Source organism: Paraburkholderia sp. Ac-20340 (assembly GCF_017104965.1).
In the GTDB taxonomy this organism is placed as follows: Bacteria; Pseudomonadota; Gammaproteobacteria; order Burkholderiales; family Burkholderiaceae; genus Paraburkholderia.
Genome location: NZ_JAAGPR010000025.1, coordinates 109,949 through 122,747, shown reverse-complemented (window position 1 = coordinate 122,747; position 12,799 = coordinate 109,949). Strand labels below are relative to the sequence as shown.

10 protein-coding genes and 1 pseudogene are annotated in these 12,799 nt (G+C 62.0%); 3 read left to right on the top strand and 8 right to left on the bottom strand.

Going from position 1 to position 12,799, the window contains the following annotated elements:
* From glyA to G3N59_RS26325, 8 genes and pseudogenes are all read right to left on the bottom strand, one after another.
* Positions 1-137: pseudogene (glyA, locus tag G3N59_RS26360) on the bottom strand (serine hydroxymethyltransferase); the annotation flags it as partial.
* A 111-nt stretch (positions 138-248) separates the two neighbouring features.
* Positions 249-1,283 carry a GlxA family transcriptional regulator gene (locus tag G3N59_RS26355; RefSeq protein WP_205985748.1) on the bottom strand — a complete coding sequence of 345 codons (1,035 nt, stop codon included), beginning with the start codon at positions 1,281-1,283 and terminating at the stop codon, positions 249-251.
* Positions 1,284-1,407: 124 nt separating this feature from the next.
* Positions 1,408-2,133 carry a GntR family transcriptional regulator gene (locus tag G3N59_RS26350; protein ID WP_205985747.1) on the bottom strand — a complete coding sequence of 242 codons (726 nt, stop codon included), beginning with the start codon at positions 2,131-2,133 and terminating at the stop codon, positions 1,408-1,410.
* 133 nt (positions 2,134-2,266) lie between these two features.
* On the bottom strand, positions 2,267-3,208 hold the full coding sequence (yddG, locus tag G3N59_RS26345) for an aromatic amino acid DMT transporter YddG (protein WP_205985746.1): 942 nt from the start codon (positions 3,206-3,208) through the stop codon (positions 2,267-2,269).
* A gap of 50 nt (positions 3,209-3,258) precedes the next feature.
* Positions 3,259-4,752 (bottom strand): aldehyde dehydrogenase, encoded by a 1,494-nt coding sequence (locus tag G3N59_RS26340; protein WP_205985745.1) that lies wholly within the window; start codon positions 4,750-4,752, stop codon positions 3,259-3,261.
* Positions 4,752-5,660 (bottom strand): dihydrodipicolinate synthase family protein, encoded by a 909-nt coding sequence (locus G3N59_RS26335; protein ID WP_205985744.1) that lies wholly within the window; start codon positions 5,658-5,660, stop codon positions 4,752-4,754. Before G3N59_RS26335 ends, G3N59_RS26340 begins: the two co-directional genes overlap by 1 nt.
* Before the next feature lie 36 nt (positions 5,661-5,696).
* Entirely contained in the window at positions 5,697-7,028 is a 1,332-nt protein-coding gene (locus G3N59_RS26330; protein ID WP_205985743.1) for an MFS transporter, read from the bottom strand.
* Between the two features lie 141 nt (positions 7,029-7,169).
* Positions 7,170-8,489, bottom strand: coding sequence for an FAD-binding oxidoreductase (locus G3N59_RS26325; RefSeq protein ID WP_205985742.1), 1,320 nt, complete (start codon positions 8,487-8,489; stop codon positions 7,170-7,172).
* A gap of 489 nt (positions 8,490-8,978) precedes the next feature.
* On the opposite strand from G3N59_RS26325, the gene G3N59_RS26320 reads away from it, so the two are divergent.
* From G3N59_RS26320 to G3N59_RS26310, 3 genes are all read left to right on the top strand, one after another.
* Positions 8,979-10,421: an amino acid permease gene (locus G3N59_RS26320; protein ID WP_205985741.1), complete on the top strand. Its 1,443-nt coding sequence runs from the start codon at positions 8,979-8,981 to the stop codon at positions 10,419-10,421.
* Between the two features lie 78 nt (positions 10,422-10,499).
* Positions 10,500-11,414 (top strand): LysR family transcriptional regulator, encoded by a 915-nt coding sequence (locus G3N59_RS26315; protein WP_205985740.1) that lies wholly within the window; start codon positions 10,500-10,502, stop codon positions 11,412-11,414.
* A gap of 177 nt (positions 11,415-11,591) precedes the next feature.
* A complete protein-coding gene (locus tag G3N59_RS26310) occupies positions 11,592-12,794 on the top strand; it encodes an NAD-dependent formate dehydrogenase (RefSeq protein ID WP_205985739.1) in 1,203 nt (400 codons plus the stop codon).
* The last annotated feature ends 5 nt before the right edge of the window (positions 12,795-12,799 follow it).

Sequence of the window (12,799 nt, the reverse complement as noted above, 5' to 3'; positions counted from 1 at the left end):
GCCATCACGGCCGGCGAGGTGTAGTTTTCCGACGCGATCAGTTCGATGTGCTCTTCCTGACGGCGGTTCTCGAGTTCGATCGCGGCAAAGAGTTCGGGATCGACGTTGGCGATGGTGCTTTCGGCTCGGTTGAACATGTGTGGGCTCTCAGGTTCCAGCGTTTCAGGCGCTAAGGTGTGTGCAGTGCTGTTGGTGCAATTTAAGGCCAGGCGCCGCCTGCGTGATAGAACATTTGCGACAAGCCAGGCTCATTCCTCGCACACTTCAGCCTGCGCAACCGGCGGGCGCGCGAGGCGATACGCGCTGGGCGAGGCGTCGAATTCCTTGCGGAACTCGCGGCCGAGATGCGAGGCGTCCGAAAATCCGCAGGACATGGCGATATCGGCGACGGTGCGATCGGAGGCGCTCAGCATCCACGCGGCCATGCGCACGCGCATCTGGCGGCCATACACATTGGGCGACCTGCCGGTTTCGGCGATAAACAGGCGTTCGAGCTGGCGCACGGACGTATCCACGCGCCGCGCCAGTTCCGTGAGCGCCAGCGGGTTGGCCACGTGCTGCTCCATCACGAGAATGGCGCGGCGCACCTTCGGATGCGAGGCGGGGTCGAGTCCTGGCGGATAAGGCTGGGGCGCGTTGCCGCGTTGCGCATCGTCGACGATCAGAATGCGCTGCGCTTTCTGCACGATGGAGGCGTCCAGGTGCCGCAACAGAATGGCCGCGGCCACGTCGATCGAGGCGCGCCCGCCCGAGCAGGTGATGCGCCGCCGATCGATCACGAACAGGCGGTCGGCGATCAGGTTCGCTTCGGGAATGGCGGGGAAGCGCTCGACGAAATCCCAGTAGTGAAACCAGCTTACGCAGATGCGATAGCCGTCCATCACGCCCGCGCGCGCCAGCGCGAATGCGCCCGTGCAGACGCCTACGAGCGTTGCGCCATGGGCAGCGGCCGCGCGGATGAAGCGCAGCGTCGCATCGCTGGCGGACGGTCCCGAATGCAGCAGGCCGCCCACGACGAGCAGATAGTCGAACGGACCGGCATCGTCGAAGGTCGTCCATGGCGTCACCTGAATCCCGCAACTCGCGCGAATGGGCGCAAGCGATTCGGCAACGATCGTCCAGCTACAGCGCACGGGGCGGCTCAGGTCGCCTTCGTCGCTGGCGAGGCGCAGCAGATCGACGAAGCCCGAAAAAGCCGTGAGCGTGAAATTGGACAGCAGGACGATGCCGAAGCGAATCGGCTTCTGCGGTTCCGGTTGAGTGGGGACGAGCGGGGGAGGCATGGAAAGCGTGGGGCGATGCGAGATCTGCGAAATCGGCGTGATGATAAAAAGGAATCCGAAATATATTCGATGCGCTGAGTTTGAAAACAAAAGGGGCGGCGAACCGCCCCTGGAGATGGGTCGATCAGGCCAGTGTCAGCGGCACATCCAGTCCTTCGGGAATCGCGTAGTCCGTCATGTGGCGGCGCGAAAGCTCCCAGTGCGCCCGCACGAGTTCGGCGGCGCCTTCCGTGTCGCGGCGCTCGATCGCATCGATGATTTCATCGTGCTGATTCGCCGCCTCATGCATTTCGTGCTGCATGTTTTCGCTGGCCGGATAGCGATAAAACGTTTTGCCAAGCCGCGCGTGATCGATCAACAGGCGGCGCAGGCTGGGCATCAGATAATCGTTCTGCGCCATCGTGCCGATCTCCAGATGAAACTGGTCGTTGTAGAGCACGCGGTTTTCCACGTCATGCGCGTCGATGGCGGCGCGAAAATGCTTCTGGATTTCGCGCAGCTTCGCAACGTCCGCCGCGGTGGCATTGGCCGCCGCGAGTTGCGTCGTGGCGACGTAAATCAGCGGCGCGGCCAGAAAGAAGCTGCGCAGCGAGTGGTAATTCATCGACGAAACGCGGGCCGCGCGATTCGCTTCCAGTTCGATATAGCCTTCGGCGGCCATCTGGCGCATCAGTTCGCGCACGGGCGGGCGCGACAGGCCGAATTCGTCGCATAGCGCCAGTTCGTCCACCACGGCGCCTGGCTTCAGCTCCATGCTGACGATGCGGCGGCGCAGGGTGTCGGCCAGAACGGCCTTGCGGTCGGTGGGGGCGTTGTTTTCGAGGGGCGATTCGTCGGGGCTCTGTTTCATCGGGAATCTCTGTCTATCTTTTGTGTACTCTGTGCGTACGGCTTTGCGTACTATAAGTCGCCCAACGAAAATTCACCACACGACGCACGCTGCGCGGGTCGGAGGCAGGTCTCAAACCGGTCTCAGACCGATTTTATTCCTGTACTCGTTCCCCAATTTCGGCTTCCTGCGTCGCTGCCGGTACTTTGGCGCGGCGCGGCCGGGTGGCGATCCAGCAGAGAATCGAGCCGGCGCACACCATCATGGCGCCGTGCCAGAACGCGTCGGAGAGCGGCGCGTGCAGCAGCGTGGCCGCCAGCGCCGCCGAAATCACGGGGATGAAATACGAGGCGCCCGCGAGCACCGTGGCGTTGCCATGCAGAATGCCGATATTCCAGGCCGCGTAGCCGAAGCCCATGGCCGCGGCGGCCAGCAGCAGGTAGATGATCGCGTGCAGATTGAAGGTCATCGCGCCGCCGCCTTCGATCGCGAACTTGAGCCACAGCACGGCCGAAACCAGCATGAAAAACGGCGTGACGCCGTTCTTGCCGTTCGCGATGCGGGCCGTGACCGTGCAATAAGCCGCCCAGATCAACGCGCCGCTGAACGCCAAACCGTAGCTCAGCGGGTTGTCCCGCACGTTCGCCATCATGCCGGCCAGGTCGATACCCTGGTCGCCGCCTAGCACCCAACCGATTCCCATCATCGACAACACGAAGCCGGGCACGACCAGCAGATTGGCCTTCTGCTTATTGAAGACGATCGCCGCAACCAGCGTAAAAGTGGGCCACAAATAATTGACCATGCCGACTTCGATGGCCTGTCGCCCGTTATCGGCATAGCCGATCGACAGCGACAGGCACAGTTCGTAGGCCACGAAAAGCACGCTGCCCCAGATCAGGTATTTACGCGGAAATTCCCTGAGCTTCGGAAAGCCGACCGTCAACACGAGAAAGACGGAGGCCACCGAATACATCATGGCGGCACCGCCGGTCGCGCCCAGACTTTCGCTGACGCCGCGAATGAGCGCCACGATCGACGCCCACAACATGATCGCGACGAGCCCTATCAGCGTGGCCGTATCCTTGCTTTTCATACCTCGAACCTGCTTTGATGATTCAATTTTTTGCGGACGTGATTATGCGCTTAGACGGGCACGTCGATCCAGATCGTCTTGATCTCGGTGTACTGGTCGTGCGCCCAGATCGACTTGTCGCGACCGCCGAAACCCGACTCCTTGTAGCCGCCGAACGGCGTCGTGATATCGCCTTCGCCGAAGCAGTTGACGGTCACCACGCCCGCACGGATCTCGCGCGACAGACGGATCGCGTGATTCAGATTGCTCGTGTAGACCGACGCGGCGAGACCATAGACAGAGTCATTGGCGAGTTCGATCGCTTCGTCGATATCCTTGAAGGTCGTGACGGCAAGCACCGGGCCGAAGATCTCTTCCTGGAACAGACGGCTTGCGGCGCTCACGCCGTCGACCACGGTCGGCTCGACGAAAATGCCGCGCTGCGTGTCGCCGCCGAAGGCCACGCGCAGTTGTTCGGTCTGCGCCTGCTCCAGATACGCGCGCACTTTCTCGAAGTGCGACTTGCTGACCATCGCGCCGATGCGGTGTTCGGGATCGAGCGGATCGCCCATTTTCCATTCGCGCATCTGCACGCCGATGCGTTCGAGCAGCGCGTCCTTGATATCGGCATGCACGATCAGACGCGACGAGGCCGAGCAGTTTTCGCCCATATTCCAGAACGCGCCGTTGACGACGTGCTGCGCGACGGCGTCCAGATCGTCCGCGTCCTTGAGCACCACGGCGGGGTTCTTGCCGCCGCATTCGAGCACGATGCGCTTGAGGTTGGACTCGGCCGCGTAATGCAGGAAGCGCCGGCCCGTTGCGGTCGAGCCGGTGAAGCTGACCATATCGACGTCCATGTGCAGGCCGAGCGGCTCGCCCACTTCCTGGCCGCCGCCGGGCAGCACGTTGAACACGCCGGCAGGCACGCCCGCTTCGTGCGCGAGTTCGGCCACGCGCAGGGCAGTGAGCGTGGTTTCCTTCGCGGGCTTGACGACGATGGAGCAACCGGCCGCAAGCGACGGGCCGATTTTCCACGCCAGCATCAGCAGCGGGAAATTCCACGGCAGCACGAGGCCGACCACGCCGATAGGCTCGCGTACCACCATCGACAGCGCGTTCGAACCGACCGGCGCGGTGGAATCGTAAATCTTGTCGATCAGTTCGGCATGCCAACGAATCGTATGGATCGTTTCGGGAACGTCGGTATTCTGGCATTCGCGAATGGGCTTGCCGCTGTCGAGGCTTTCCATCGTCGCGAGTTCGTGCGCGTGCGTTTCCAGAAGATCGGCGAACTTCAGCAGAATCGACTTGCGGCGCGACGGCGGCAGATTGCGCCAGCGGCCGTCCTGATACGCGGCGCGCGCGCTGGCGACGGCATCGTCGACATCGGCGGCGTTGCATGCGGAAATTTGCGCGAGCACTTCGCCGTTAGCCGGATTGGTCGTTTCGAACGTTGCGCCGGATTTCGAAGGACGAAATGCGCCGTCGACAAAGGCCTGGGTGGGAAAGCGCAGTTGCGCGGCCAGCGCTGCGTACTGCGCTGCATTGAGCAGATCGGCCATCAGGCTTGACCTCCGGTGACAGCAGCCACTTCGCGCTTCAGTTCGGTGACGATGGTTTGCAGGCGCTGCTTCTGGTCTTCGTCGAGACCCTTGAGCGGGGCGCGCACGCCGCCGCTACGCAGGCCGATGATTTCGCAGCCATGCTTGATCGACTGCACGAACTTGCCTTCTTCGAGGAAGTCCATCAGCGGCAGCATCGCGGACATGATGCGGCGGCCCTTGGCGAAGTCGTTTTCAACGGCGCATGCCTGGTACAGCGCGATATGTTCGGCCGGCAGGAAGTTCGAACCGGCGCAGACCCAGCTGCGCGCGCCCCATGCGAAGAATTCCAGCGCCTGATCGTCCCAGCCGCACGACAGGCCCAGTTGCGGGAATTCGCGCGCCAGCATATGCAGTTGGCCCGTCTGGCCCGAGCTTTCCTTGATCGCGACGAAGTTCTTCGACGCGGCCGTCACGGTGCGGAAGAACTCGCGGCCCATCGAAACGCTCATGCGGCCGGGGTAGTTGTAGAGCATGATCGGCAGATCCGCGGCGCGATCGATCGCGAGTGCGTGCTCGGCATTTTCCTGTTCGGTGGGCAGTGCGTAGGGCGGCGAGCCCACGAGGATCGCATCGGCCTTGATGGCCTTCGCGGCTTTCGCGTACTCGACCGAATCTTCCGTGCGCACGGCGCCCGTGCCGATGATCAGCGCGGTGCGCGAGCCAATCACTTCCTTCGCCAGAGCGCCGAGGTCGAAACGTTCCTGCGCCGTGTGCGCGTAATACTCGCCGGTCGAACCGCCGATGATGATGCCGTGCACGCCCGCCGCGATCAGCGATTCGAGCACTTCGGCAAAGGCCTTTTTATCGATCTGGCCAGCAGCGTCGAGGGGCGTGATCGCCGGGGTGTAGATGCCTTCGAATTTCATGATGTGTTTCCGTGAAAAATAAGGTGAGCGGGGTGATCAGTGATTGAGGGAAGCGGCTTCCTGCAAGCTGAGCGAGCGCGTTTCCGGTGCGAGTGCGAGCGACGCGGCCAGACCGACGAACGACACGGCCGCTGCTGCATACATGGTGTTGCCGATGCCGACGCTATTGAGCGCAATCGGCACAAGCCAGGTGCCAACCGCCGCGCCGATGCGCGAGAGCGATGCGCCCATGCCCACTGCGAACGCGCGGATATCGGTCGGGAAAATTTCGTTGGGGTAGACCAGTTGCAGCACTTGCGCGCCGCCGATCAACACGGCATAGGCGCCGAACAGCACGAGAATCAGAATGGCCGAACCGTTCGAGCAGGCGCCGAGCGCAAGCAGCGCGAGCGCGGACCAGAGGAAGCTGTGAATCACCATCGCACGGCGGCCAATCACATTGATGATGCGCGTCGCGATGATGCAACCGACCACGAACAGCAGCGTGATGGCCACCGAGCCCAGCGATTCCCATTGACCGGTCAGATTGAGCGCTTCGAGCACGCGCGGCGCGAACGAATAGACCGCGAACACCGGAATTACCGAACAGCTCCAGAACACCGTGACGAACAACATGCGCTTGCCATAACCGGAGTGCAGCAGATCCAGCAGCGAAGTCTTCTTTTGAGCGGTTTCTTCAGGCAGATTCTTCAGCGAGAACGACGGACCGTAGACCTTCTTGATGATCGCTTCGGCTTCGGCTTGACGGCCTTTGCTGAGCAGCCAGCGCGGCGATTCCGGCGTGCCGATGCGCACGATGAACAGCACCAGACCGATCACCGCCGGGCTCGCCAGCACCCAGCGCCAGGCGTCGTGTGCGTGGCTGCTGAGAATCAGATTGCCGACGATATAAGCGAGCGCCGCGCCAAGGAACCAGATGATCGTCAGCATCGCCAGACGCGGACCGCGATATTTGCGCGGCATGAATTCGACCAGCAGCGAACCGGCCACGGGATATTCAATGCCCACGCCAATGCCGATCAGAAAACGCAGCACGAACAAGGCTTCGCCGGACTGCACCCAGAATTGCGCGAGCGAGCACACGAAGAAAATAACGGGCCCGAAAAAATAGGGTTTTTGACGCCCGATGCGATCGGACAGCCAGCCGCCCAGAAAGCCGCCTGCGAAGATGCCGAGCAGCGCGGAAGCCGCCACCATGCCTTCCCAGAAACTGGTCAAACCGAGCGCCGAGGAAAACTGCACCATCGCCACGCCGATAATGCTCAGAACATAGCCGTCCATGAGCCAGCCGCCGCTCGATCGGATCGTGAGCAGCTGATGAAATCCATTGAGCGGAACGTCCTCGATGGACACGTGATTGTTCGACATTGCCTGTCTCCTTCCATGAAATGGAACGCTATGCTTCGTGGTGCGAACCACATTCGCGGCGTTCTGTGCTTCGTCTAAGGTGCGATCGGTCTGAATAAAGATTTGCCGATTTGTCGCGATCCATCGCAGTCGAGTTGCGAATCAGCTTTCGAGCCCGGCTTTGCGCTGCCCCCACCAGAGGGTGGCGTTGACGCCGAGCGAGAGGAACGGCTCGGGCGGCGCCTTGTTCGGCCCCGAGGTTTCGAGCAGGAAATTCGTCAGGTCATTGGGCTTGCCCGCGAGCCAGTCGGCGAGCAGCGTGCCCGTTACCGTGCCACGCGTGATGCCCAGACCGTTGCAGCAGAGTGCGCCAAAAACGTTCGGCGCGAGCTGGCCGAAAAAGCCCTTGTGGTTCTGCGAAAGCGCGAGCGATCCGCTCCACGTGTATTCGAAATCGACATCGGGCAGCATCGGGAAGCGCCGGTCGAAGGACAGACGATGGCGGTCTGCGAAACGCGAGAGATTCTGTTCTTTCGGGCGGCCATCGGGATTGAACGAAAAGCTGTTGCGCACGAGGATGCGGTTGTCGTGCGTGCGGCGCAGCGTGCTGCCGAACGGATCGGCGGGAATCACGCCCCAGAACGGCTTGCCACCCAGTGCAAACTGCTCGGCGGCCGTGAGCGGGCGCGTGAGGCTTGCGTAGAGGAACACCGGCAGCATGGTGCGCTGGAGGAAGCCGAAGCGCATGCCGAAGGCGTTGTTGGCGAGCACCAGCTTATCGGCGACGATGCGGCCGTTGCGATGCGCCAGCACGATCTTGTCGCCGTATTCCACATCGGTAATCGGCGTGTGTTCATAGAGCGTGACGTTGGGCGGCAGGCAGTCGGCCAGACCCTTCACGAGCCCCGAAGGCTGCACGAGCACGGTGCCCGGCGTGAACAGCGCCTTGCGATAGAACGACGTGCCGATGTGGTCGGGCAGCGCCGCGCCGTCGATCACTTCATACGGTTGCCCCAGCTTGTCGAGCCCGCGCCGATAGGCGTCGAGCACCGCCACGCCGCGCTCTTCCACCGCCGCCTGATATTTGCCCGATGCCGTCATGTGGCAGTCGATGCCGTGCTCGTTCACCAGGTCGCGCAGGATCGTCTGGCCGAGCAGGTTGAGCTTGAGCGTGATCCTGGCCGTGTCGATATCGCCGATGTAATCGTCCGCGCCGATGTCGTGCGGCAGGTCGATCGCGAAACCGGCATTGCGGCCCGACGTGCCATAGCCCACTTCCTGGGCGTCGATCAGCACGACTTCATCGTCGGGGAAGTTCAGCGCGAGTTGCCGGGCGGCGGCGAGGCCGGTGAAGCCGGCGCCGATCACGGCCCAGCGGGCTTTCGATTCGCCCGTGTGGGCGGCTTTGGGCGTGCGTGCACGACTCGTGTGATACCAGCCGCACATCTTGTCGTCCGCGGGGAGCGAGGTAACCGTTTGCATTTCTAATTCCAATATCGCCTTGAAACCCACTGCACCTCCGGATGCGTGCGCACACCTTTCATGCGCCGCCCCTCGGGGCCGTACAGCACGACGGCGTCTTCCAGAGCGTCGATTGAAACAGCGTCTTCTGCCGTCCAATATCAATGTATACAAATTGTAGACTGAGTATAGGTTTGAATTAGACCGAGCAAAAATAAGGGTTTACGCTCTACGAATGGGCATGAGCAGCGCCGAATTTTTGTCGAAATTGGCTAAGGGTTTACCCTGGTGAAGTCCGCTGGACAAGGGCGCGGAGCCCGCTGGCTGGGGAAACAGGGGGAATGGCGCGCACGCGGGGCTGTCGCGACCGTTCTATGCGCGGTCGGAATGGTTCTATGCCCGCCGTTTTTTGCGCCGGGATGATGAATGCGAACGAAGGCCTTGCCTGACGTTGTCCCCGACAAAAACCACGGAGGAAGACATATGCGACAGATAGAACGGCCCGCCCGCATGTTTGATGCTGCGACTGGCGGCTACGCAGAACTGACTGTCGATGCGATCGATCAACGCGCGGATACCGGCCCGAACTCGCGGCGTCTTGCCGACGGACTCAAGCAGCGCCACGTGGTCATGCTCTCGATCGGCGGAAGTATTGGCGCGGGGCTGTTCGTCGGCTCGGGCCACGCGATCGCCGAAGCCGGGCCCGCTGCGCTGCTCGCCTATGTGTTCGGCAGCCTGCTGGTGGTGACGGTGATGCGCATGCTGGGCGAAATGGCCTGCGCGATGCCCGATTCCGGCTCGTTCTCCACTTACGCTGACAAGGCGATCGGCTCCTGGGCGGGCTTTACCATCGGCTGGATGTACTGGTGGTTCTGGGTGCTGGTGGTGCCGCTCGAAGCCACGGCGGCCGCCAACATCCTGAACAGCTGGTTGCCTGATGTGCCGGTCTGGCAGCTTTCCGTGCTGGTGACCGCGGCGCTCACCATCGCCAATCTCGCCAGCGTGAAGAATTACGGCGAGATGGAATTCTGGTTCGCCATTATCAAGGTCACGGGGATTCTGATTTTTATCGGCTGCGGTATTGCGGCTTTGTCGGGCTTCGTGCCGACGGTGCATCTCACGCCCTGGCAGACCGTCACCGGACACGGCGGATTTATTCCGCGCGGCATCGCGCCGATTATCGGTGCGTTATTGACGACGATGTTTACGTTTCTCGGCACCGAAGTCGTGACGATTGCGGCGGCCGAATCGGAAAATCCCGCGCGGGAAATTGGCCGTGCGATTACCTCGGTCGTCTGGCGCATTTCGCTTTTCTATATCGGATCGATTCTGGTCATCATCTGCACCGTGCCGTGGAACGATCCTGAATTGACGCGAATGGGCGCCTATCAGGCGGTGCTTCAGCGTTTCCATATTCCCTATGCCAAACTCATTACCGATGGACTCATCCTCGTTGCAGTCGGCAGTTGCCTGAATTCCGCGCTCTATACCGCATCGAGAATGATGTATTCGCTCGGCACGCGCAAACAGGCGCCGGGTTTTCTCACGCGCACGACGGGCAATGGCGTGCCGGCGCGCGCGGTGATGGCATCGAGTCTCGTAGCCTTCGTCGCGTGCGGCGCGAATTATCTGGCGCCCAAATATGTCTTCGATGCCTTGCTTTCCACTACCGGCGCGATTGCATTACTCGTTTATCTCGTGATTGCGGTCAGCCAGTTGCGCCTGCACAAGCGCCTTGTGGCAGCGGGGCCTTTGAAGGTGAAGATGTGGCTGCATCCCTTTCTTGGCGCGCTGGTTGTGTTGCTGATTGGCGGCGCGTTTGTGGTGATGGTGCTCAGCGAAGATCATCGGCGCGAAGTGGTGGCCACGCTCGGCTGTTGCGCGGCGCTGGCGGCGGTGGGCTATTGGCGGCAGCGGCAACTGAAGGCGAGGGCGACCCGCATGACGCGTTGAAGCGTAATATATCGCTCGATATATCGAAGGGCGCGGGGCAAACTCGCGCCCGCGACCCCGCAACCCGAGGTACGAGCGATGTTCATACGGCAACTCAACTACCTGGTGACGCTCGCCAAAGAGCAGCACTTCGCGCGCGCCGCCGAGCTGTGCAATGTCTCGCAACCGGCGCTTTCGTCGGCGATACGCAGTCTCGAAGCCGAACTCGGCCTCATGATCGTGCGGCGCGGCCGCCGCTTCCTGGGCTTCACCGAAGACGGCGAGCGCATTCTCGGCTGGGCGCGCGAGACGATTGCCGCGCTCGAACATATGCGCCAGGACGCGCTCGCTTCGCGCATGCTGACCGGCACGATCAGGATCGGCGTGATTCCCACCACCATGCCCATCGTCAATCTGCTGCTGGCGGCTTGCCGCGAGGCGCATCCGCTGCTGTGCTATTCGGTGCGCTCCTTGAGTTCGGCGGCGATCCTGCGCCAGCTCGACGATTACGATCTCGACATCGGCTTCACCTATCTCGACGATCACACCCAGGCGGGCTTCGACGTGCTTTCGCTTTACTGCGAACGCTACGTGCTGATGTCGCCGGCAGATTCCGGTGCGGGCGCGTGCAAGGGCGCCGGTCGCTGGGACGATGTGGGCGAATTGCAGTTCGCGCTGCTGGATTCGTCGATGCAGAACCGTCAGGTGATCAATGCCGCGTTCCGGCGCGCGGGCGTGGAGCCCAAAGTGATTCTGGAGGCGGATTCGCTGCTTGCCTTGATCGCCAACGTGCAGCATGCGCGCCTGCATACCGTGCTGCCGCATAGCGTGCTGAGCATTGCGGATAGCGCGCGCCAGATGAAAGCGACGCCGCTCGAACCCGAAGTCACGCGCGAAATCGGCCTGATTACCCGCAATCTGCCTTCGCGGCCGCGCCACGTTGCGGCGATGTGGGAGGCCGCGAAGCAACTCGATCTGCAGGACGAGTTCGACGCCTTGCTCGATCGCCCATGAATCGTTGCGGGCGCATGGTTGATAAGCCGCGCTTATCAGCCAATCCGTCGAATCGATTGGACCCGTGTGCGCCTCATCGACAACACTCTGTCTGTCGCTGGAACACAAGCAACGCGACCGGAAAGCCGGCTGCCACAGTGCACCGGTTCCTGTTCAATCAGAGTGGAGACAGATATCGTGGCAAAAATCATTTGTGTGCTGTACGACGATCCGGTCAACGGTATGCCGAAGCAGTATGCCCGTGACACGCTTCCCGAAATCACCCGTTATCCCGACGGTCAAACCACGCCCACGCCGCGCGGCATCGACTTCACGCCGGGGCATTTGCTGGGCTGCGTGTCGGGCGAACTGGGCTTGCGCCAGTATCTGGAATCGAACGGCCACCAACTGATCGTCACCTCGAGCAAGGACGGTTCGGACAGCGTGCTCGACCGCGAATTGCATGACGCCGAGATCGTGATTTCGCAGCCGTTCTGGCCGGCCTATATGACCGCCGAGCGCATTGCGAAAGCGCGCAAGCTCAAGATGATCGTGACCGCCGGTATCGGTTCGGATCACACCGATCTGCAGGCCGCGATGGATCGCGGCATCACCGTGGCGGAAGTCACGTATTGCAACAGCAACAGCGTGGCCGAACATGTGGTGATGACGACCCTCGCGCTGGTGCGTAACTACATTCCTTCGCAGAACATAGCAAATAAGGGCGGCTGGAATATCGCCGATTGCGTCGAGCGTTCGTATGACGTCGAAGGCATGCATGTGGGCACGGTTGCGGCGGGACGTATCGGCCTGCGCGTGCTGCGTCTGCTCAAGCCGTTCGATATGAAACTGCATTATCTCGATCGTCACCGTTTACCCGAATCGGTCGAAAAGGAACTGAACCTCACGTATCACACGAGCCTGGAAAGTCTGGCGAAGGCGTGCGATGTCGTGACGCTGAATTGCCCGCTGCACCCGGAAACCGAGCATATGATCAACGCGGCGACGCTCAAGCATTTCAAGCGCGGCGCCTACCTGATCAACACGGCGCGCGGCAAGCTCTGCGACCGCGACGCCGTTGTCGATGCGCTCAAGAGCGGCCAGCTTGCGGGCTACGGCGGCGACGTGTGGTTCCCGCAGCCCGCGCCGGCCGATCACCCGTGGCGCAGCATGCCGCATCAGGGCATGACGCCGCATATCTCCGGCACGAGTCTTTCGGCGCAGGCGCGCTACGCGGCCGGCACGCGCGAAATTCTCGAGTGCTATTTCGAAGGCCGCCCGATCCGCGATGAATATCTGATCGTGCAGGGCGGGGAACTCGCGGGCGTGGGCGCGCATTCCTATAGCGCCGGCAACGCGACGAAGGGCTCGGAAGAAGCGGCGCGCTTCAAGGTGGCCTGAGAACC